The following is a 23351-nucleotide window of genomic DNA, read 5'->3' on the forward strand; positions in this document are numbered from 1 at the left end:
GGGGACTGATCGAGTCGTCGTACTCGGTGGGCTGCGTTTTCAGGGTCTTCATTTCTGATGGCTTGAAAAGCCAATATGCGGATCCGGTTTTTGGAGGCGAATTGGGTGACTCTTCATCATACCAATCGCCAACGCTTCCGCCAGATCCATTCCCCAGCGAGCAGCAGGGTGAACAACAGGAGAAACTCCCAGCGGTTCCATAACAAAATCGGTTCTTGGCTTTCGAGCGGCACCGGTTGTCCCGGTGGAATGATTCGACTCAAACGACGAGCCTCGGCGAGCGACAAGAACCGTCCGCCGCTCGCTTTGGAAATTTGGACGAGATCATCACGATCCAAGTTCCGTTGAATGAGTTCTCGACTTTGCGATTCCACCACAAAATCGTCGGATGGCGGAGATTCCGTAAACGTCGGTCGGGAGACCCACACATGGTAAGAGCCCTCGCCGACATCGCTGATCTGCCCTTCGAAAACGTTGGCCGCTTGCGGAACGCGATTGAGTTGAATCGTGCGTTGAACGTCGCCACGACGTTCGACCATCACGCTGACCCCGTCGGATGCTGTCGGTGTCAGACGTTCGTCGAGGAACCGCAAACGCAGCGTGACCGTCTCGCCACGTTGGTACTGTTCACGATCTGCGGTGAGCCTCGCGCCGCGATCCTGTCCAACCAATTTCGACCGGGTGAGGTAACGAATCGCCTGTAACCAATATCGGCCGTAGTACAAATCGCCACGACGGAACCGCCATCGCCAGATTTCATCGGTCGCATGAAACATGACTTTGCCCGCACCATATTGCTGCACCGTAATCAACGGCAGCAATCCGTCTTCGCCGTTCTGAAACGGATGATTGACGAACACTACGGCTCCCGGTTTCAGCAATGGCGTGCGGACGTACCAGTACCAGTCGGGCAACTTCGACCAGACGGCAAGACTCTCCGTTTCGGTATCTTCGAATCGGAAAACCGCGTTGGACGTGCGGCCTTCAATGGTCAGTTCCGGATGAAAGCCATTCACGATCGGAATGCCTTCCTGGGGAAGCGAAGCGTTTTCCAATTCGACCGGAAGCAAAGTTTCCAACGGCGTCCCTTGAAACGCGAGCGGATTGTGTCGCGGACCGGCCATTAACACGAGTCCTCCACCGGCATCGCGAACGTAATCTTGAAGGTTCTTGAGCACGATCGGACTAAGCGAAGACGGATCGATATCGCCAAACAGAATGACGTCATATCGAAACAGTTCCTCTCGCTGGACGGGAAAGTGGTCCAAAGCGGTTCGGTCTTCGGCCGTGAAGTCGAGATCAGCCTGCTGCAACACCGTGGAAACTTCGAGCGTCTGTCGCCCTTCCTCACGGTATGCTTCCCGTTCAAGCAAAGCCTTCAAATATCGGAATTCGTATCTTGGAACCGAATCCGCTAGGAGCACCCGAATCGGTTCTTGCCGCACGCTGACAATCTGCGGTTGCGAACGATTGTTGTTCGTATTGGTTTCGTCGTCCAGCACGGCCGTTTCCGCGACAAATTCAAATTCCCCTTCTTGAGTCGGAGTCCACAAAAATTCCACTTTCTCGCTGACGCCATCTTCACCGGCCGTCACCGTTGTTCGATCCACTTCTTCACCGGTGTCGCTGCGTTTCAGGACGACCTGAATAGATTCCCCTTCCAGGCCATACGCCTTCAGTTTGACCGAAAACGTGACGGGGTCGTCCACGAATGCGATGTCATCCGACAACAAACCGTAGACCTGCAAATCCCGCGCAGGCTCTTCCGTTCCCAGGCCAACGGTGAAAACCGGGACCAAACGATTCCGTACGACATCCGTGATATTTGCAAGCGAATCCGCTTGGCTTGTCGTAGTAATTCCATCGCTGAACAGAACAATCGCCGACGGTGGTGTGCCACGAAGGTCATCCAGAACCTTCCGAACAGCCGGACCGGGGCGAGTCGATTCACCATCCGGTTGCAACCCTTGCAGGATTGGGAGGAGTCGATCGACATCGTCGGCATTCAGCAATTCGCCACCTTCACCCAACACGATGGCGTCATCACTGAAGCGATACACACGGACTTTGTGTCGAGCGAGCAGGTCCTTTAACAGTTCGCCGTCGTCGCTGGTCAACAATGCTTTGGCGAGATTCAATCGCGTCGTTTCCGTCAACTCGCTGGATGCTTTTAACTGCCTGGCGGCTTGTTGAATCGCTGGGTCAGTGTATTCGTCTTCAAACCCCATGCTGAGGGAATCGTCGATCAATAAAACAACAGTCGGAAGACCAGTCCGATCGACCGCCAGTCGCAGTTCGCAGAGAAAGAAGACGGCCATTAAAACCACACCGAACCGTAGTGCGATCATGCCCCAGCGAACACGCATCGGAACATTCGCGGCGTCGCGGCGGTAGATGCCCACGATGAAGCCGATCACCAACACGATCAGCAGCATGACTGCCCACGATGGCATCCAAGATGGCCACGGCGAATTCCACAAGAAGTTCCAAGCCGTTCCCTGACCAGGATCGTTCGGAGGGAGTCCGAGGTAAGATTCAACGAACCGTTTCAAAGTGTGCATGCAACAAGTCGATTTTCACTCAAAAGGCAGGTCCGACGGGGCAACCGTGCGTAGGCATGAAATCGAGGTATTATAAACGACAAGGCGGGCTCGGTCGCCTGTCCGCGGAAATTTGTCGTTGCACGTCCTCTTCGGAATCGAAAGAATGGCTAAACATATCCCGTCCTCTTGATGGGAATGCCATTCCATCCAGGCTCGCGCGAGCAATGTTGACGAACCAACGATTCGGCCAAAACACCATGCGACGAAAAACCTGCCTCCGTCATTTTCTTGGTTTCGTCGTCATTGGTTTGCTGAGTTCCACTTCGAACGCGGCGGCCGAAGCCCTTCGTTCGGGACGCACAGTCGGCGAGAAAGTTCCCTCGTTCTACGTAAGAGCTGTCACTGGGCCGCTGCAAAATCGGTCGACTTGCTACGTATGCCGCAACGGCAGTCGTCCGGTGGCGATGATTCTCCTGCGGCAAATCGAACCGGAATTGAAACCGCTGCTGCAGGGTGTCGATCGAATCGTCGATGCTCATCGAGCCGATGGATTGCGGAGTTTCTGTGTGCTCGTGAGCGACACCCCTCGTCAAGCAATCTCCGACGTGCAAACGTTCGCGTTCAACCACCAAGTCGTCGTCCCGATGACAATCGCAAGCCAAGCCATCGCTGGACCCGCCAATCAAAATCTTCATCCGGATGCCGCAATCACAGTCGTGCTATATGAACAGCAAAAGGTTGTGAAGACGTTTGCCTTTCGTTCCGGCGAATTGGCGAAAGACCAAACGCAAGCCGTTTGGGACGCAATCCGTAAGCTGGTTTCGACTGCTCATTGATCTTTGTGAAGATTGTGTGAGGGAAAACACCTACTGGCTGCATCTCATTTCGACGCGCCCTGCAAACAAACAGGGCACACGGCTGCGACCACTTCAGGGATTCCCCTTGCCGCTCTCTTCTCTAATGCTTTCCTCAGACTGCACTTACGCACGTTGATCGGAAGATGGCGAGCACTGCAAATTGCGAATGGCACGTGATCTGCAATAGGAAGTGACCATACGGAGTATCAACGTCGCGGAGGCGACTCCCGCCATGTTTCCTACCAACTGAACTGAGATTTTGATTTGGTGATTGGAATCCAACTACCGCTTTTTTCTTGGTTCGCGCTCAGTTTCTTTTCTCCCGAATTCGTCAGTCGGCTTGCACCTGCTGCAAGTTGTTGGATGACGAAGGAATATGTTGTTTGAAAAAATTTGTCTCGAACAAATCTTAGAGAATTCGGCACAAACACACATTTTCTACACGGGAAAAACGACGATCGGGTGTCTTTCAAAGTAGAGCCAATCTACTTCGGAACTGCCGACTGTCCCACCTTGCTAGTTGCAAACAATTCCTACAGAAAAAGTACGCGAAGGAAGTCACGACAATGAAAACGCGAGATCGTTTTCGGACCGAAAAATCGCAATCTGCTCGGCTCTCACGGCGTGGTCGCATCGCGTTGGGTTGGCTGGGTGAACTGTGCTTGCTGGCAACGACCGGATGTGCCGCAATCGCGACCCTCGTCTTTTCCCAAGAAGATTTCGCGGTGCCAACGGCCTCGACTTCAACAAGTGAGCAAGAAACGCCCGGCACCGACAGTGCTCCGATTTATGGACTGAGTGTTTCGTCTGAACAGGGACGTGTGATGGTTGTTCGCTCCGGGCGATCGGCGCAGTCTCTCAATATTCAACCTGGCGAGATGCGGGCGGACGAGAGTACCGAAGACGGTGTGACCTGCGTGGAGTTCTTCCCGGACGGTGAGCGGTTGGCTCTAGGGCATCTCGACGGAACGGTCACTGTGCGTGGTGACGGCCAGTCGGATGTTGAAGTCAATTTTCCATCACAGGAAGCCGTTGTCGAACTCGCATTTTCACCCGATGGCAAACGATTGATCATCGGTGATGAAATTGGAAATGTGACCATTTGGAATCTGGCAACGCAGCAATGTGACGGACAATTCCGCGTTGGGACGCGACGAATCGAAGCGTTGGCGACATCACCGGATGGCAAATACTTTGTGGCGACGGGATTCCACGGCAACATTGCCATTCGAGATTTCGAAACCGGAAACGTGCAATTCGAGTTCGAGCATCACAAATCTGTGACGTGTTCCGCATGTGTCTTCTCCAAGGACAGCTCGCAATTGATCTGCGGATTCGTGAGCGGCGAATTGAAGTCCTACGATCTGAAAAACCAAGAGGTGTTGTGGGAGATTACAGCAGACCGTCGCCAAAGCGTATTGGCTTTGACGCTCTCTCCCGATGGCAAGTCATTCGCTTGCGGTGCCTTGAATCCGCACGTTTGGATTCATGATGTCGAAACCGGCGAGACCGTCAACACGTTCCCTGCCCATCGGATTGGTGTTCGCTGTGTCCGCTACATCCCGGAGTCAAACTTCCTGGTCTCCGCCGGCTATGACGGTAAAGTGCGGGTGTGGCACGAAGACGATTGGCTTCCACTCTACCGCTTGTAAACCTCGCCGATGATGGCAACTTACGAGTGAGTTGGCGATGTCTTCCGGTTCGATAGCTGATTCTCACGGAGCACCGACGCTGCTAGCAATGCGATTGCCGGCAGTGTCGGTGCTCGCATTCGTGCGTTGGACCAATAGACCAAGTGAACCAGCATCAAACTGATGATCAACCAGAAAACGGGTTGCCAACTTGGTCGGTGAATTTTGGAAAATGTTCCCAAGACGGCGGCAGCGAATAACGCGAGATAGAAAACTCGCACGGACCAGCGGACACCACCTTTGATCATGTCCACGGAATCCGGTGGCCCCCCAAGACGTGTCCAAAGTCGACCGACCGACTCAACAGCCGACTCCGGCGGGGAAATGCCCCAGAACCGACGGAACCGTAACCAACACGCTTGAAAGAACGTCGTCGGCTCAGAACGAATAAAATGGATGGCTCGATCACGAAGGTATCGATCGCGATCCAATTCATCGCTCGTCGCAATACCAACCGCTTGCATGTCGTCTTCTAACGACGCTTGCCAACGCAGCAGACTTTCGCCCTCCCAGACCGTGCCGAACGGCTGGTGGACCACTTCTCTCGCGAACGTGGGGTTGTTTCCCAGCAGCAATGTGTAGCCGCCATGTGTCGTCATCAAAATTGGTCGACTGAAAACGCTCCAGTTGCGGAGCATCCATGGCGTTACAAGGATGCAGACGACGGAAATTGTCGTCCATGGAATTCGATTTCGTAGAGAAATATGAGGTTCGTTGGCTTGGTCTCCCCAGGTACGAATGATCCATGCGATGACGGCAAAACCGCCAAAGACCCAAAACGTTGGCCGACATAGCACCGCCAGCCCAAAAGCTGTTCCACGTAGAAACTGTTGCAGGCGGCTTGTTCCGAAGCTGAGGTAGAGCAGGCTCGCTGCTAGAAATGTCGCCAGTGTTTCTGTCATGGGTAACGCGGCATAGCGTGCGAGTAGCGGATCGCATGCGACCACACCACCTGCGAGGGTTGCTCCGACGAGTGACAAGCCAAGTCGACGAGCCGTCGCGAACGTCAGCCAAACGGTTCCCGCTGAAAGCAAAACGTGCAAGATGGCAACGCCGATGGTCAGCGGGCCAACTGCCAGCCAGCCAGAGAGTAACACCGGATAAAGTGGCGGCCGAAACGCCGTCGGCTGACCCGTGTCTGGATTGGCAAATCCATTTCCATCGGCGATTTGCTGAGCAATTCCGAGATAACCGTCAATATCTCCGGTCAGGTCGCCACGAAGACCTAGAATAATTCCAATTCGGAGAATCATCGTGAATGTGACCAGCGTCAAACCGAGCATAATCTCTGCTCGGTTCGTCGTTGGCCGGTTTGTTTCGGATACGCTCGGTGTGGGCATAGACGGTTCCGCTCACGTCGAATACGCTGCAAAAAATCTTTTATAGAATGGAAAGCGTTCGCAGTGATGTCTACCCCTCCCAACGAGGAAACTTCGAGCAAGCCTCTCCGGATGCGATTGGCGGCGACTCTTGTACGCTGGCGGGGCATCCTGTTGCCAATCGCAATTGTCTTGCTGGGACTTGGGTGGTGGATCGGACGCAACTTGGAATTCGATCGCCGTATCGAATCGCTGTATGCGTCCGACGATCCTGTGCTCCGGGACTACAGCGAAAGCAAGGCGTTGTTCGGCGGCGACGAATTCGTGATCATCGCGTTTGACGAGCCCGAATTGCTCGACGAGTTCGGCAATCTTTCTGATCAGGCCCGTAATCGCTTGGACGAATTCCGAAGCCGTCTCCACGACATTCCCGGAATCAGCACAAGTAGCACGCAAGACTTGGCGTCCGCGTCGGCTCCGCAAACGATCGAAATTGATCTTTCAACGGTTCCCGGCTTGCTCAAGTCGTTCGTGGAAAATGCGCTGAAAGATTTTGAACTGCCCCAGGGAATCTTACACGACTTGATGCGTGGTGTGTTGATCGGGCGGAACGACGAGACGACTGCGTTGGTGCTCCGTTTGCAACCAGAAACGGAAGCGGCAATCCCCCGTGCGGAGACCATTGCCCGGATTCGTGCTGTCACCGAATCGTTCGGCACTGAGTTCGACCGTGAGATGTTCGTGGTCGGTGAACCGGTGCAAGTGTTGGATATGTTCCGATACGTCGAAGATGACGGGCAGATCCTGTTCACCGTTTCGTTGGTGTTGTTGGCGTTGGTTTTGTTGATTTTGCTCCGAAGCGTGCGATGGGTTGCGTTGCCGGTGCTGATTGTGGTCGTCACAATTGCTTGGACTCAGGCGATTCTCGTGCTCTCAGACGCACGGCTCAGCATGGTGAGTTCCATGTTGAATTCCCTTGTGACGATCATCGGAGTCGCGACCGTGATGCACTTGGCCGTGCATTTTCGGGACCAAGGTGAAGTCGATCCCGAATCGGCCCTGCGGAACACGTTAGCCGCAAAGCTCTCTCCGATTATGTGGACCTGTCTGACAACAGCCGCCGGTTTTGCAGCGTTGTTGGCGAGCCAAATCACTCCGGTCAGTAGTTTCGGGATGATGATGACATTGGCCACCGTACTGGTTTTGTTCGCTGTCGCTACGACGCTTCCTGGTGGTGTTCTCCTTGGGAAACCTCGACACGCTGCTCCTCGTGGGGTCAGTGGACAGCGACTATCCGCACGATTGACGGTTGCTACTGATTGGACGATCCGACACCGCATCCGAGTTCTGATCGCGTTCGCCGTCATTACGGTTTTTTGCAGTCTCGGGTTTCTTCGTCTTCAGGTTGAAACGGATTTCAGCAAGAACTTCCGCGATGACAGCCCAATCGTTCGCGGTCTGAATTTTGCGGAAACACCGGATCGGTTGGGAGGTGCCGGAACTTGGGAAGTGAATTTTCCCGCTCCTTCGGAACTTTCAGAAGCATTTGTGGAACGTGTCGAAAAACTTACGAAGCGACTCCGGGACGAATTTACAAAGGACGACGGCACCGGTGAGATTTCCAAGGTTCTGAGTGTGAGCGATGGCGTGAACGCAGTGCCGAAACGTCCGTTCGTGACTCAGAATTTTGAGCGGCAATTGACGGTCCTGAAACAAGTGCAGCCGGAGTTTCTTCCATCGTTGTACAACCCAGAAGCGGGACGGATGCGGATCGTACTCCGGGCACCGGAACGACAACCGGCGGGTGCGAAGCTCGACCTGATTCGACGTGTTCGAGACGTCTCGCAAACTTGGGTGGACGAGGAGCTGGGCGAACAATTCCCGCAAGCGAAAGCAAAAACGACCGGGTTGTTCGTACTGTTGGCCTTCCTCATTCAAAGTCTATTGAGCGATCAGGTGACGAGTTTCGTGTTGGCCGTGATCGGTATTGGACTGATGATGCTACTGGCTTTCCGCGATTGGCGAACCGCGTTGGTGGCGGTGGCTCCGAACATCTTTCCGATCATCTTTGTCATCGGCGTGATGGGTTGGTTGGGGGTGCCGATCAACATTGCGACGGCGATGATCGCCAGCGTTTCGATCGGACTCACGGTCGATTCGAGCATTCACTACATTTTCGGCTACCGCATCGCCCGTGCTGCCGGGTTGTCTTGCGAGGCCGCATTGCGAGAGACACATGCTTCGGTCGGTCGGGCATTGGTGTACGCAAACTTGGCGTTGATTGCCGGATTCAGCGTGCTGACACTTTCTCACTTCATTCCGCTGGTGTACTTCGGAATTCTCGTCAGCTTGGCGATGCTTGGAGGTTTGGCCGGCAATCTGCTCCTGCTGCCCGTGTTATTGGGGTGGACGGATCGTGAGGTTGCTTAAACAATACAACAGGTTTTCCATGTCGAACTCTTGTGTGAAACGTGTTTCTTGATTCGAATTCTCTTCGCGCTCAATATTGCTTTTTTCAGTGTCTCGGTTGCTTCCGCTGACGAGGCTCTCGAACGGTATTTCGCCGGGTTACGTGATCGCCAGTTATACTTTGTGGCGGAAAGTTTCGGTCTTGGTCGTTTAGCTGAAACGAATTTGCTCGATGCCGAACGGATTACACTCGCCGTCGAACTTTCCCGAACGTATTGTCATCACGCCACCACGGTCCTCGACGCGGAACGATCCACGTATTGGCAGCAAGCGACTCAAGTCTTGGAACGTGTTCGTGACACTCTTCCGCAGCATCCGCGTCTGATCGAGTTGGACGTGCAAGATGCGATGGTGCCCGTGAGTCGTGTGGAGTTCCTGACCCACCAACTTGCGTTGTATCCGAACAACCGCAAACTTCGCTCTCAAGTTGCGACAACCGCCGAGTCCGCGATTGAGAAACTCACGAGTGTCGAAGACCGATTGAACCGGATCAAACCGCAGCCGGATTCTGTGGATGCGTTCGATCTTTGGGAACTGAAATCGCTTCGGCAATCGGTTTGGCTCGCCCTTGGAACGACATGGCAACATCACGCTGATGTCACAGACGCTGCCGGTTCGCGTTCGCAATCTGCGAAGTGGCTGGAAGCATGTGCCCGGGAAAAAGCCGACGTCGAATTGCCGGCGCGTGCCCGAGTCGCGTGGGCCGGTCAATTGCGTGAACAGGGCGAATGGAATCGGGCAGAACGGTTGTTGCAAACGGTCGCGGAAAGTCATCCATCCGCAGAGATTGCAGATTCTGTGCTCGTCGAACGGGTGCGATTGCTGCTCGCCGAAGGAAAAGCCCCCGACGCGGCGGAACTGTTGCAAAAGCATCGGCAACGTGTTTCGCAAGTATCGGGGGAGCTGAGTTTTTGGCACGTACACACCCTCGCGGAGTTGCGTCGCATTACCGTCGAGAAAGGGCAACCAGCCGAAACGCAACAGCTGGAACGGCTCATCCGTGACGCGGTCGAGCGGACGGACGTGCTCATCGGTGGATATTGGGCTGCGCGGTCACATCGTGTCTGGAAGAACATTCAATCCGACATTCAATACGGGCCCGAGATATCGAAAATCGTGCGTCACGCGGAAGCCGCCGTCGCCGAGGCAGATTGGTCACTGGCTCAGAAACGCTACGAGTCCGCAATCGAGAAGGCAATCGAGAGGAACCGGCGTGAGGTGATCTTTGAGCTAAGCGACACGCGGGCATCCCTTTTGATTCGTCAGGGAAAATATGCAATCGCTGCGGAGGGGCTTGCGACGCTGGTGATGGAGTTTCCCGACCAACCACGAACCGCGGAATTGGATTTGCTTCGTGCGATTTGCTTGGGCAAGGTTTACCAGCAACAGCCGACATCGGCGAATCGTGAAACCTACTCGATGACGCTGCAGACGCACTTGAAGAAGTTCCCGCAATCACCGACGACGGCCGAAGCCCGTTGGATGTTGGGCTCTCTGCAAGAAGCCCGACTGCAACACACCGAGGCTCTGAATTATTACGAAGCGATTCCGTTGGAACACCCACGCGGACCGTTCTCACGAACGGCCGCGGCACGGTGTCAGTTCAAGATTGTCCGTTGGTTGGAAACGCTGGAACGTCGTGAACAAGATGCATCCCGAAAACAGGCGATCGTCGAGAAACGAGCCGAATGGGAACGCCGTGCGATTCAGCAACTTACGCAGTGGATGACACCGTTCCCCGAAACCGCAACCGACCAGAATGCCTGGCAAGCGGAAATCGCAGTTTGGTTGGCTCGGCTGAATCTCGAACGCAATCCCCCCCGCTTTGCCGCTGCTGAAGATGCACTTGCGAAAGTCGTTCGAGCAGAATCCCAGTCCTCGACAAAGTCGAATCGTTGGCAGCAAGTTGTTGATTTGGCCGTCGTTGAACGGATTCATGCATTCGCCGGGCGACAGCGGTTCTCTGATGCTCTCGCAGTGGCAAATGCCATTCCACAGATCGAACCCAAGCGGCGTCTCGAACTACTTCGACAGTTGCAGAAACTCGAAGTCGAAGCTGAAGATTCAACCCAACGCCAGTGGGGAAAGTTGCTGCTGAGTATCGCGGAACCGCTGGAGGATGCACGAGAGACTCTTGATCAGACCGATTTGCAAACGATTGACCTCGCGTTGGCTCAGGCGTTGACATTGGTTGGTCAATCGGAACGAGCGGCGAAAATCTATTCGCGTCTGACGGCTAAAGGAATGGTCGATCCTGAAGTAATGGCGGCAGCTGCCAGGAATCTGAACCGTGAAACGGACGCCGAATCACTTGCTCGTGCCCAGACGTATTGGCAACGCGTTGAGAAGATGACACAACCGGGCACGGATGCGTGGTTCGCAGCGCGATTTCACAATTTGGAGTTGATGCTTCGGACTGGTAACGTCGCGGAGTTCCGAAAGTTAATGCAAGTCACCACGATTCTCCATCCCCAACTCGGGGGACCGAAATGGCGATCGAAATTCCAGCAACTCGAAAAACAAGCACCGCGGAAGTCTCGGTAATCAAGCTTCTCGCGGCTAAAAAAATTGACGGACAAGGTATGTGGACCTGGACGAAAAAACGATTTCAACGCTTCAAAACGACCGCGAAACAATTCAAACGCGACGACGGCACGCTGATGGCAGCCGCGGTTGCGTACTATGCTGCGTTGGCTCTGTTTCCGTTGCTGCTCGTATTGATCTCGGTCTTGGGGGTCATTACTCGCACAACCAATATGGGGCAAAACGCCCAGAAGCAAATCTTGGACGCCGTCAGTCAACAAGGTTCAGAAGTGCTTCGTGCTCAGGTGGCCGACATCCTCAAACAAGTCGAAACCGGTGCCGCTGTTGGCGGTTGGTGGGGGGCTTTGGGACTCCTTTTCACGGCGATCGCGTTGTTCGCTCACTTCGAGCGTGCCTTCGACAACATTTGGAATGTGGCGGAGCAGAAAAGTAAAGGCGTGATCGCTTCGATCAAGTATGTTCTGCTCGAACGAGCCCGAGCGTTTCTGATGTTGTGTGGCTTGGGCGTCATGGTCGTGGCAGTGTTCCTGTCGGGTATGACGATTCACGCGATCGAGTCGGTCGCGTCCCAATGGATTCCGCTGCCCACGATTGCGGTGACGACCCTCGAATTTACGGTCACAATCTTGTTGAACCTGACGATCTTTGCGTTGCTCTATCGTTGGCTGCCGAAATCCGATGTCCGCTGGCGAGATGCCGCACGCGGTGCCGCGTTCGTCGCCATCGGTTGGGAAATCGGTCGATACGTCCTTGCCAATGTCCTCATCGGAACCAAATACACAAACGCATATGGTGCTGTCGGATCATTCCTGGCGGTGATGCTCTGGCTGTACTACATCAGTTTGCTGATCTTTTTCGGTGCGGAGTACGTGCAAGTGTTGTCGGACTCGTCGGGAAAAGACGAAGATTAGCCGACCCGTTTACGGGACAGCCACTTCCGACGGCACACGATGGAAGGAATTGATCGCATGATCGATGCCATCCTCGACCACGTTGAGTGCTGTCTCGTCAATCAACTTGATCAGTACCAGCTGCGCGAATCGATACGTCTCACGGAATACACACTGGGCGGCGTCAATCGTGCCGTTGACGAGTTTCAGTCCCGGAAGTGATTCTCGACCGAAGACACCGGCAGCCTTACGGTTGAGACGGGATGCACCGACTTGCAGTTCGTCGATTCCTCGATCGATTCGTGACAGGTTCCCCAGGGCCGTGATGGTGTAATCGCCGAGGCCTACGTTGGAAACATCCAACGCGCGGGCCGTTCCGCTGAGAAAACAGTTTGCCTTCCAACGGACCCAGAGATCGTGGCGTTCCAAACGTCGTAGCATTGGCTGGCCACCGCCCGTTAACGGACTCGCCACATCGTCCGCCAAACGCACGATGTTGATGTCGGTGACAGTCACCAGATTCCGACCGATGTTATTGAGGTCAAACGGACTATCAGGTTTGTTGATGGATTTCGGCAGATACCGATACGGGGGATTCGCACGATACGCCAGCGGATGCCAAGCTTGTAGGTCGACATCATGCCAATACACCGGACGAAGTTGGACCGCACGCCGGATGGGAGTGGCCTGCAGGCGCGAAGTTTGATCATCGAGCGGTTCCGGCGGCGGAGCGACCGGCAACGGCGGAAGACTCTCGGCCGAACTCAAACGGACGGTTCCTGGTTCATGCTCCGAAAGAATCTCGGGCGGCAAAGAACCGTCGTAAATCAGCCGCAGAGCCGACCCCTCGAGTTCACTCGCGTTGTACGGTGTTTGAGTCAGTTCAAGAAGTGTCGGTGTCAGGTCCGCCAATCGACACGGTACGTCAATTCGCGTTCCACGCCGGATCGTGGGGCCGGACATAAACAACGTGGCTCGCATGGCATCAGCCAATGGGTGACCATGCATGGTGCCCGGAGATGCGGACGTTCCAAAGTACCAGCCCGGTCGCGCGGTCACGACCAGATCAGGGGCGTATTCACGTTCGCGTTCCCGCAGGTTCGCCTGCCAAAGAAGATGTCGGGTCAAGGTGACAACGCTATCCGGGTAATCTGTCGGCAATGTGAGATGGAGCCAGGTCCGTTCGTCGTGGAACTTGCTCAATGTCTCGGCACGATGAAACTTCAAGAGCCCTAAGGGGTCAACTTGTGGATTTGGAACCGCACGCCAAGCCACCTCGCCGCTACTCAACGGCTGGACATTGTCGACCACCGAATACCGGTAGTGCCAGCGTCCGTCATTGGTTTGCGTCCGCTCGATCACCGCTTTCCCACGGTCTCGAGTGGAAATTAAGATCGAACAATCCGTCAGCTTCATCATGACCAAGTCGATTGGCGATGCTCGATGACCGGTGCTCGGCTGCGTGGTTTCAATGGATGTGAGCGTTTCGACCAAATTGACCGGTGGCAGATGGTCTGCGATACGATAACTCAGCAAATGAGCGGGTTTGGATCGCGGCATCCATTGGCCAGATTGGTAATGTGCGGCTGGCAGAAAGACACGTGCCGCCCCGTCAAAATCGCCATCGATGAAAACGAACTCCTGCCCACGATCCCCAGGATGCCGGTTGGAGAACCGATGTTGTCGAACAGATAGTCCCATTCCGCCACCGCTCCAACGGCCATCCTTGGAGATTTCTCGCGGTGCAAAAAAGAACTCATTTGCCAAATCGAAATGAGTCAAGTGTTGATGCCGTCCACCATGGTGCCCGTGATCGCTGATCAGCATGAAATAGGTGCGGCTCAATCGGTTCTGCTCACGCAATTGGTGCACCACTTGGCCGATTAACCGGTCGGCTTCGGCAATCGTTCGGCGTGTGAGCCCGAATTGTCCTCGGATTTTTTTGTGACTTACGGAGTCTGTCTCGGGCAGCCAAACGACAGTCACCGGATGTTCTCGATCGAGCAGCCGGAATTGCGTGTAGTGCGTGTTGGCTTCGTCGATGTACTTCCATGCCTCATGGGTGTGAAAGTAGCACATATGACGCACCAATGACCGACTCCACAACAACGGCGGCGTGTCCGTCATCATCGGCAGCACACCGGTGGCCCAGTCTTTTCCCACTCGTCGTAGGTGTTCATAGAGGGGCGGGACGTTGGTGACACGGGACTCCCGATAAACCCGTTCCGCCTCATCACCACTTACCAGGCCGACCGTCTTCTCGTGGAGTTTCTGAGTCAGCTTCGGCCAACCGACCGGTGAGAGCGTGGTCGACGAACGGTGCGGCCCGAGCGGGTCCAAATAGGAATCGGAGTGCAACAATCGCCGACTGAATCGCACTTGCCCTTTCACGCCATGTCGGTCGGAGAAACAACCCGTCCACATCGTCGCATTGGACGTAATGGTGTCGGACGGAAACGCGGTAAATGCGTTGCTCATCCACGTGCCGCCAGAGACGAACAACTCATTGATGTTCGGAATATGCCCCATCGCAGCCATTTCGCGGATGACGTCTGGTCGAAGACCGTCCATATAGAACACAACGACCTGAGCATTCGGAATGGCACCGCCAGGCATGGCATTCAGATTGGCTCTCGCGAGACGCAAATCCATGTTTTGGTCGATGACATTCTCTGCGGACATCGGTCGCAAAACGCCTGATTCGATCCTGGCTACGAACTCACCCGTGTTGTCGGCGTGATGAAAATCGTTCACAGCCAACCACAGCGGTCCAGTGTGACTGGCGATCCAACTTTTCCCTCGACCGATGAAGAAAGGCGGTTGGTTGCCGATGCGTCCAATCAGACTGAAGCACGGGGCCGGTCCTGCTCCAGCGGCAGGAAGCGGAAATTGTCGACCGATAATTTCGTCGGTATGGAGAAAGGTTCCGGCCGGATCGAGACACACCTCGGAGCCCGGATCAACGGTGATGGAACCAGTCGCAGTCACCGTAATTGCCTGGCCGGCCTGCACGACGATCTCAGTTGGAACCCAACCTGCGGCCGCGGGCACCGCGTGAACCAGTTTGGCGGCGCGTGACGTCATCTGCTCGTTTGCGTCAACCGAATGACATGCAAACGCCAGAATGAAGGCGAGCTGAAAGATGGTGTAGAGGTATCGCAACAAAATTGACTAACACCAGCAGGTTCCGAAGCGATTGACCGAGCGCGGCGACACTGTCGGAGCCGGCGCGGGACATCTTCGTTCCAATCGGAACAATCGTGCTCAATGTTGATGTTTTTCGTGCGGATGAGCGAATCTTGCTCAACTTCATGGAAACAACGGAGACTTGGCAAGCTGGGGGAATCTGTCCGCTTGTGTAGCAACGATGTGTTATCTCAGTTCTGCCTGACCGCCCTAGATTCTGTAGTCGATGCTCAACACGTATCTTCCATATGAGGTACGTCATCGACCGCGAGCAAAACCGAGGCGTAGTGCGGCTTCAGGTTAGCTTTTCTTCCGTCTCGCAGATGATACCGTAGACCTCGTCGGCGGACTCAGCGGTCCGCAGTCCTTCGATGAATGCCGGCTGCTGCAACATACGGCCAAGCCGCGCGAGGACCTGGAGATGGGAGCGAGTGTCGCGACAGAGGATAAGAAAGAAGAGATCACTCAGTGACCCGTTTGGGGCACCGAAAGGGATTCCACGCGACGTTCGACCAAAAGCGATGACCGAGTCACCCAGGACATGCGGCAAGGGATTTCGCGGGTGTGGCACCGCAACGCCGGACTCATACGCGGTCGAAAGCGTATCCTCACGAGCTTGAACTGCTTCCAAGACCGTCGCAGGCTCCCAGACATGCCAAGTCCGACCAGCGACTTCAACCAACGATTCCAAGATTGACCGTTTGGTTCGGCCTTCCAAGGGGACTGCAATTGTCTCTGGTGTAAGCAGTTTGGAGATCGGTAAATCGGAGTTGATCTCCACGGATTTTTGCGACCGTTCCAACGCAATGAGCTCGTCATCCGAGAATGCCCGCATCGCCTGTTCGAGCCACTGTCGAATTTCGGAAGGGTGGAACTGCCACTCACCGCCCACTTTGCGTCCTGGGATGCGTCCTCGGCTAGCGGCCTTTTCCACCTCTCTCCGGTCGCGTCCCAGTTCCTTCGACAAATCATCCAGTGAATACGGGTCGTTGGAGGTCGTCATGAGTCGCCTGCGTGAAAACTACGAAACCGGAGCTGCGACTAGGTTATCAAACCGTGAGCGACACTGCGACAATAACTCCTCGTAGTCGGATTTCCACAGTTCTTCCGACCAGACCGACACTTCACAATGCCGTTGATACCCGGCTTCGACAAAGGCTTGCAGAATCTCATCAAGCGGAATTTGGCCGTCGCCAATCAGCGCTTGATCGTATTGCGATTGTGGCTCTCGGTGCCAATCGCTGAGCTGAAGCAGTGAAACTCGCGGGGCGATCTCAGGAATGCGTTCGAGTAACCGATCTTCTTGCCAAAGATGGTACGCATCGAACACCATCCCAACGTTGGCGAATTGGCACTCATCCAAAACGGCGAGTGTTTCATCAAGCGTCGCGAGGAATGTCCAATCGCGAGCGTAGAGTCGCATCATCGGTTGAACGGCCAACCGCACGCCATATTCGCACGCAAACCCCGCGAGTTCGTCGAGCCCTTGGATCAAGAGTCGACGAGCGTGGTTCGCGGTATGACCGGCTCGCGAGCCGCTCATCACAATCACCGATTCGGCGTTAATTCGTGCAGCGGTGCGGATCGTCTCTTTGGCTTCTCGAATGGCGTCGTCAAATGCATAGCCATTCCGCCCGGTGAAACCTCCAACCCAAGAAACGCTGGAAACCGACAACCCGGATTCCGCCAACAGATCGACCGCTCGATCTTCACCGAACTCGACGAGTTTCGGGTACCACAACCCAATCCCATCAATTCCCGCATGACGATAACCTGCGATGTCGTCCTCGAACAACCAGCGGTACGTCGTAATTTGGTTCACCGAAAGCTTGAGATCAGGTGTCTTCTCAAGACGATTTTCCGCCGAAGATCGACCGGAAAATAATTTCGCAACCAACGAACTCTTCGACGGCTTTGCCGGTGGAGGTTCAGGATCGTCGTCAATCATGGAATCATCCTGCGCGGGTTTCTCCGCTGATCGACGCGACGACTTGCATCGCGATAGAAATTTGCTGAACACGTTTTTCCTCACATCACATCTATTCAAAACCGTGCGTGGCGATCATCGATCTACACGGGAGGGGAAGTCAGAATCCGCCGCCAGTCCGTACAACGGACGGCGCGGTAGTGTGTGTTAGAGCAGAGCATCCGAAACGTCGAAAGCGGCAAGACAATTCTTGGATTTCCAAAGTTGTATGGCATTCGGATATCAAGAGTTTCGTCGACAATTCAGAACGGAATTACCGACGCCAGCTTTCGGGCGCCAAAACATGCAAGCAACAGAAAGACGTCGAGCGACGCTCCGCAACGTCGCTCGATTGCCAGAGATGTGAGTTGAATCAACCAGTCGAGACTTTGGTGGAAGGATCGTCTGCCACATTCACCCAAACGTGAACGTGTGGGTCGCCACGGAAATGCCAGACGAACGATGGACCTTCCAGTCGCCACGTGTCCCAAACTTCGTCCTCTCCAACGTCATCGGACTCGTAGAACGCAATATGACATTCATCAAGTCCGCCTTGGGCCTTCAAACACTTCATGACTTCCGTTTGATCCGAGTTCCGATAGGGCTCGATGAGTGTCTTCAAGACCTTTTGAACATGCTCTTTCTGATCGGATGACAGATCGCGAATCGCAATTCCGTCGAAGTCACCTTTCGCACCTTCGAAATGAACATCATCTTCGGACGGCGAAGTTTTTACTAACGCTTGTTTACGTTGTTTGCCGTCTTCGAGCATTTCGTAGAGCTTGTTTGCCTGCAATGCTTGAGGCCAGAATACGTTGCCTGGATGATCCGGCTTTTCGGTAAAACTTTGTGCGGCGTGTCCGTAGAAGATAGGGCCGCCGAATGCGAAATGATCGGTCGAGTCGCCATCACACCGGATGGTGAGGTGACGACCGGTCATCACGAATTCAAATTTACCGCTGTCGGGTTCACCGAAGAGTGCGATGGATTGGCTTTTACCATATCCCCCCGCATCATCTCGAAGCTGCTTCTTGATTTGCGGATGCCATTCGGGATTGTAGAGCCCCCAGAAAATGGCTTCGATCATGTCTTGCTGATCAGCGGTAAAGAAATCGCTGTTGACCTTTGGCTTGGTGATCTGCCAATTGGCCCGCACATGAAGCCGATGGGGAACACCGTCTTTCTTGTGATCCCAAGGAAACGCGATTTGTTTCCGTTGTCGCTCGTCGAGGCTGTCATAGAGTTTTCGAACCAACTGCTCCGACTTCGGTTCCTTCGCTGGCGTTTTTCCAGCCGGTTTTTCGTTCGCGAAGCTCAGGCGTGACACCCCGGCTGCCCCGATTCCCGCACCAACGGTTTGGACAAATCGCCGTCGGGAGACATCCTCCGTTCGAGGGGTTTCAATGTTCACACGCGGAGTTTCTGAAGTCATCGCCAGTTCCTCTCTTCAGACTAAAATTGATGGTCCGAGAACGAATTTCAGGGGCAATTTGACAACACGTCGAACAGGACATGAAAACTGACTCGCTTTGAGGTTGAGTCAGTCGCACGTGCCTTCCGGATGCAGCAAAGCACGGCTACAGTATGCGCCGAACAAAGCCAAAAAGGCAAATGTAAGTCGGTCGGTTCCGCGGATTTTATGGATTTGGTCGAATAAACCGAAGATGTTGTGTCTGATGGAAGTTACGACACAACTTGTGCGGGTTGGAATTCCTGCCACTTAGCGATACGCACGTCGTTCTACTGAAACAACGTTCAATACGCGAGAAGCGGAAAAGACGGGGGGCCTGTTCGTCATTACGCCTTCACAGTCGCTATGACGATCGGGACGATCAAAGGAGGCTGGCGTCGGTACGATTTAGAAGATGCCGAGTTGGTCTCGGGCGTCATCCGTCATGCGTTCTTGGGTCCACGGCGGTGACATCACCAGTTGGATTTTCGCTTCGTCGACATCCTCCAACCGTTCCAATGCCATCTTCGCCTGCTGCATGATTTGCGGACCGGCTGGACACGCTGGACTGGTCAAAGTCATTTGGACATCAACCTGACGTTCCTCTTGGGAGATATCGTAGACCAGACCCAGATCGACAATATTGATCATCAATTCTGGATCGATCACCTGTTTCAAGGCTTCCACCAATTGAGATTCTTCAGCCATGGTGTTTCCTTCTGCCACTATGAAGGTTAAAAGCAAAGTCTGCGAGAGCGGTTAGGTTCGCAACGATTCACGCATCAAAAGCCAACGTAAATACCGTCGTCGCGAATGTCCACCTCGAATGTACGAATGGGCTCGGTGGCGGGCATGCATAGGGCAGCACCGGTTTCGAGACTGAAACGTGCGCCGTGTCGCGGGCAAACAATCTCTTTGTCTTGCACGGGCCCGTCGGTCATCTCACCGCCGTCGTGAGTGCAGGTATCTTCGATGCAAAAGTAGTCGTCACCCACTCGGATTAGCAATGCCGGAAGGTCATCGACGACGAGCGACTTCCGGTTTCCCGGAGCAATTTCGTCAGGAGTTGCTACTTGGTTCCACTCAATTGTCATCGCAATTTCGCCTGCCCTACGTCGAAATAAAATCTCAATAAACGCCCATCACAGACCGGTTAGTCGCCGATACCGAGCTTCTGCTCGACGGCCTGACTCAATACCGCCCGCACCAACCCGATTGGCTCTTGTTCAAAGGCGCCTTGTTCTTCGATGTCTTCGCGGTTCGTAACCAATTCGACTGGGATGCGATCGTAAACCTCGTGGAAGAAGCCTTCCACAATCATGTGCATCGCTTCGTACTCGGAGAGGCCTCGCGACCGGCAATAGAACAATTCTTCCTCGTCGACGCGGCCGGCCGTAGCGGCGTGTGTACAACGAACGTCGTCGGCTTCGATTTCCAAGCCAGGAATGGCGTCGCTTCGAGCGTCGTCACTCATGAGAAGGGCATCACTACGTTGGTAGCCGTCGGTCTGCTGAGCGTCCGGCTCGACCCGAATCATTCCTCGCCACGCGACTCGCGAACGATCTCGCAAGACTTCCCGATACAGGAGATCACTTCGTGTGTTGGCCGCGTTATGTGCTTGTTTCGTGTAGTAGGACAAGGTCTGGCGATGCGTCGAGAACGTGACCCCATTCACTTCCGCTTCAGCTCCGCGTCCATCGAGGTGCACATCCTGATGGATATGAGCCACTTTCGATCCCAATCCACCGACCGTCCATTGCAAGAAACCGTCGCCAGCGACTCGCCCGCATTGATGTGCAAGGTGGTAGGATTTCTCGTTCCAGTTTTGAAGCTGGGTGTAACGCAATCGGGCTCCCTTTCCGATCAGCAGTTCGACGGCTCCTACGTGCAAGCCGGGAGCGTCGGGATCAGCGGAGGCTGTCTCTTCGAGCAACGTAGCTTGGGCACCGTCTTCGAGAATGATCAGAGTGTGGCTGAGATCGGCACAGTTCGCGTTTGAAAGAGCGATCAAGCTATACAACGGAATGTTGACCTCAACGTTGCGAGGCACATAGAGGAAGGTTCCGCCCGTCCAAAAGGCGGCGTGCCAAGCAGAAAACCGGTCCGTTTCCGGTTGAACGGCCTTGGTCATCAGGTGAGGCTTGATCAACTCCGCGTGGTCTCGAACCATATCGGCTAGGTTACCGAACAAAACGCCTTTTGCTTCGAGTTCACTCTCGAGAGAGACGTCGCCGCAATGTCCGTCAACGTGCACGATCCGACCGGCAAAATCGGTTCGGTCTTGCATCATACCGCCGAGATGGTCTGTCGCCGCGGCGGCGGTGCCCAGCGAGAATTGTTCAGGGCGAAAAGTTCGAAGATTGACCCGCTTGAACTCTTCCGGATCCAAAGGAGCGGCAGATTTCTCTTGGAAGACCGCGAACGCTGCTCGTCGTTGGGCGGTCAACCAAGCGGGTTCGTCACGGGAATCCAAGAACTCTTCGAGTGCTTTCTCGTCGAACGTCGATGGAAGTTGTGCTGTTGCGGTCGCGGAAGTCATAGGATTGCGAGGGTTTGATCTGAGTTTGCGAACAGACCGGCTGGTATGTTATGGCTTGCCGGTTCGTTAGAGCTTTTCGGGGCGGAATTCCGCCGTGGTGTCGCGATCAGCATTCGTCAGCGGAACACCAATTAGCAGTTATTGTCTATCGTCGTTTTCTTGATCGAACTAGCATTTGTCGACTGCCAGCTATACCGACTCGCAAGCTGGCATCAAACTAAGATGCAGTTACGAACCGTGTTCGAACTTAGTCGCGTACGTTTCTGTAGACTCGTTGACCACGAAGTTCGAATGCTAGGGATACGACGCCAATCGTGTGTTCTTTTCGAGTTGGTGTCGATCGAACGCACCAACTCGATTGAACATCCTAGCAACCGACTACCCAATTGAACCTTCCATTTGAAGTTCGATCAATCGGTTCATTTCGACGGCATATTCCATCGGCAATTCTTTCACAAGCGGCTCGATGAAGCCGGTGACGATCATGCTCGATGCTTCTGCTTCCGAGAGTCCGCGACTCATCAGATAGAAGAGTTGTTCTTCGGCAATCTTCGACACAGACGCTTCGTGCTCAATTGCGACATCGTCCTCATCGACTTCGATGTACGGGTATGTGTCGCTTCGACTGACGCTATCCAGAATCAATGCATCACAGACAACGTTGCTCTTACAATGCTTAGCGTCGTTTTGCACTTTCACCAAGCCGCGATAGGAGCTCCGTCCGCCCGCTCGACTAATACTTTTTGAGATGATTCGGCTACTCGTATTTGGAGCACAGTGCACCATCTTGGCACCAGCGTCTTGGTGTTGTCCTTCACCAGCAAAAGCGATGGAGAGCGTTTCACCACGAGCACCGGGTTCCATCAAGTAGATGGCAGGATATTTCATCGTCAATCGCGAGCCGAGGTTGCCGTCGACCCATTCCATCAACGAATCGCCATAGGCCATCGCCCGTTTGGTGACGAGGTTGTAGACGTTATCAGACCAGTTCTGGATGGTCGTGTAACGACACCGAGCGTTCTTCTTCACGACGATTTCCACAACCGCCGAGTGTAGACTTTCGCTGCTGTAAGTCGGAGCCGTACAGCCTTCAACATAGTGCACCGAGGCACCTTCATCGACAATGATGAGGGTTCGTTCGAACTGCCCCATGTTCTCGCTGTTGATGCGGAAATAAGCTTGCAGCGGGAAGTCGATGTGGACGCCCGGCGGCACATAGATGAACGATCCACCACTCCAAACCGCTGAATTCAATGCAGCGAATTTGTTGTCATGTGGAGGAATGACGGTGCCATAGTATTCCCGCAACAAGTCTTCGTGATCACGCAATGCAGAGTCGGTGTCTGTAAAGATCACACCCTGCTTTTCGAGATCTTCTTGAAGCGATCCGTAGACCACTTCGGACTCATACTGAGCTTTCACACCGGCTAGGTATTTCTTTTCCGCCTCGGGAATACCAAGCCGATCATAGGTTTTGCGGATGTCGTCTGGAACATCGTCCCAGCTCTTGCCTTGCCGATCGGATGCTCGAACAAAGTAGTAGATGTCTTGGAAATCGAGTTCCGAAAGCTTGCCACCCCAGTTCGGCATCGGCTTTTGGAAGAATGTTTCAAGAGCGTCGAAACGCATGTCTCGCATCCATGCCGGCTCGTTCTTCATTTCTGAAATCTGAGCGACGATTTCGCGATCCAAGCCTTTGCGACTTGTGAAGACGTACTTATCTGTTGGGTCGTGAAAGCCGTATTGATAGTCGCCGATCGCAGCGGACGCTTCCGGATTCACGGGTTGGTTGACTTCGGTCGACATTATAATCTCCTGCGGCTCACTAGGGTCCGCGAGTTAAATTCAACTAGCAAAGGCTTTGACGCAGCGTTCTAGCCTAGCGGGGATGATTTGA

15 protein-coding genes are annotated in these 23351 nt (G+C 54.3%); 5 read left to right on the plus strand and 10 right to left on the minus strand.

Annotated elements, in window-relative coordinates; translation table 11 throughout:
* Nucleotides 1–116: 116 nt before the first annotated feature.
* Nucleotides 117–2561: a VWA domain-containing protein gene (locus tag G6R38_RS10435; RefSeq protein ID WP_166824267.1), complete on the minus strand. Its 2445-nt coding sequence runs from the start codon at nucleotides 2559–2561 to the stop codon at nucleotides 117–119.
* Nucleotides 2562–2800: 239 nt separating this feature from the next.
* Between G6R38_RS10435 and G6R38_RS10440 the strand changes: the two genes are divergently transcribed.
* Nucleotides 2801–3379: a hypothetical protein gene (locus G6R38_RS10440; protein ID WP_166824270.1), complete on the plus strand. Its 579-nt coding sequence runs from the start codon at nucleotides 2801–2803 to the stop codon at nucleotides 3377–3379.
* A 587-nt stretch (nucleotides 3380–3966) separates the two neighbouring features.
* A complete protein-coding gene (locus tag G6R38_RS10445) occupies nucleotides 3967–5052 on the plus strand; it encodes a WD40 repeat domain-containing protein (RefSeq protein ID WP_166824273.1) in 1086 nt (361 codons plus the stop codon).
* Between the two features lie 20 nt (nucleotides 5053–5072).
* Here the strand turns inward: G6R38_RS10445 and G6R38_RS10450 are convergent, their stop codons facing one another.
* Nucleotides 5073–6431 (minus strand): ArnT family glycosyltransferase, encoded by a 1359-nt coding sequence (locus G6R38_RS10450; protein ID WP_166824276.1) that lies wholly within the window; start codon nucleotides 6429–6431, stop codon nucleotides 5073–5075.
* Nucleotides 6432–6497: 66 nt separating this feature from the next.
* Here G6R38_RS10450 and G6R38_RS10455 point away from each other — a divergent pair, with 66 nt between their 5' ends.
* From G6R38_RS10455 to G6R38_RS10465, 3 genes are read left to right on the plus strand one after another with little or no spacing between them, the layout of a single operon-like run.
* Nucleotides 6498–8840, plus strand: a complete 2343-nt coding sequence (locus tag G6R38_RS10455) for an efflux RND transporter permease subunit (RefSeq protein WP_166824279.1) — start codon at nucleotides 6498–6500, stop codon at nucleotides 8838–8840.
* A 48-nt stretch (nucleotides 8841–8888) separates the two neighbouring features.
* A complete protein-coding gene (locus G6R38_RS10460; protein WP_166824282.1) occupies nucleotides 8889–11423 on the plus strand; it encodes a tetratricopeptide repeat protein in 2535 nt (844 codons plus the stop codon).
* Between the two features lie 38 nt (nucleotides 11424–11461).
* A complete protein-coding gene (locus tag G6R38_RS10465; protein ID WP_166824285.1) occupies nucleotides 11462–12334 on the plus strand; it encodes a YihY/virulence factor BrkB family protein in 873 nt (290 codons plus the stop codon).
* Nucleotides 12335–12343: 9 nt separating this feature from the next.
* Here G6R38_RS10465 and G6R38_RS10470 read toward each other — a convergent pair whose 3' ends face one another.
* The 8 genes from G6R38_RS10470 to sufB all read right to left on the minus strand — a co-directional run bounded on the left by G6R38_RS10470 (nucleotide 12344) and on the right by sufB (nucleotide 23260).
* Nucleotides 12344–15397 (minus strand): alkaline phosphatase family protein, encoded by a 3054-nt coding sequence (locus tag G6R38_RS10470; protein ID WP_166824288.1) that lies wholly within the window; start codon nucleotides 15395–15397, stop codon nucleotides 12344–12346.
* Between the two features lie 397 nt (nucleotides 15398–15794).
* Nucleotides 15795–16502 carry a PTS sugar transporter subunit IIA gene (locus G6R38_RS10475; RefSeq protein WP_166824291.1) on the minus strand — a complete coding sequence of 236 codons (708 nt, stop codon included), beginning with the start codon at nucleotides 16500–16502 and terminating at the stop codon, nucleotides 15795–15797.
* Nucleotides 16503–16520: 18 nt separating this feature from the next.
* A complete protein-coding gene (locus tag G6R38_RS10480) occupies nucleotides 16521–17447 on the minus strand; it encodes a sugar phosphate isomerase/epimerase family protein (protein ID WP_166824294.1) in 927 nt (308 codons plus the stop codon).
* Between the two features lie 391 nt (nucleotides 17448–17838).
* Nucleotides 17839–18897, minus strand: a complete 1059-nt coding sequence (locus G6R38_RS10485; protein WP_166824297.1) for a DUF3500 domain-containing protein — start codon at nucleotides 18895–18897, stop codon at nucleotides 17839–17841.
* Nucleotides 18898–19323: 426 nt separating this feature from the next.
* Nucleotides 19324–19623 (minus strand): metal-sulfur cluster assembly factor, encoded by a 300-nt coding sequence (locus G6R38_RS10490; RefSeq protein ID WP_166824299.1) that lies wholly within the window; start codon nucleotides 19621–19623, stop codon nucleotides 19324–19326.
* 74 nt (nucleotides 19624–19697) lie between these two features.
* The gene (locus G6R38_RS10495) at nucleotides 19698–20009 is read right to left on the minus strand and encodes a non-heme iron oxygenase ferredoxin subunit (protein WP_166824302.1); all 312 of its coding nucleotides are present in this window, start codon (nucleotides 20007–20009) and stop codon (nucleotides 19698–19700) included.
* 59 nt (nucleotides 20010–20068) lie between these two features.
* A complete protein-coding gene (gene sufD / locus G6R38_RS10500; RefSeq protein ID WP_166824305.1) occupies nucleotides 20069–21454 on the minus strand; it encodes a Fe-S cluster assembly protein SufD in 1386 nt (461 codons plus the stop codon).
* Between the two features lie 378 nt (nucleotides 21455–21832).
* Entirely contained in the window at nucleotides 21833–23260 is a 1428-nt protein-coding gene (gene sufB / locus G6R38_RS10505; protein ID WP_166824308.1) for a Fe-S cluster assembly protein SufB, read from the minus strand.
* Between the last annotated feature and the right edge of the window lie 91 nt (nucleotides 23261–23351).

It is taken from the genome of Thalassoroseus pseudoceratinae, assembly GCF_011634775.1.
Taxonomy (GTDB): domain Bacteria; phylum Planctomycetota; class Planctomycetia; order Planctomycetales; family Planctomycetaceae; genus Thalassoroseus; species Thalassoroseus pseudoceratinae.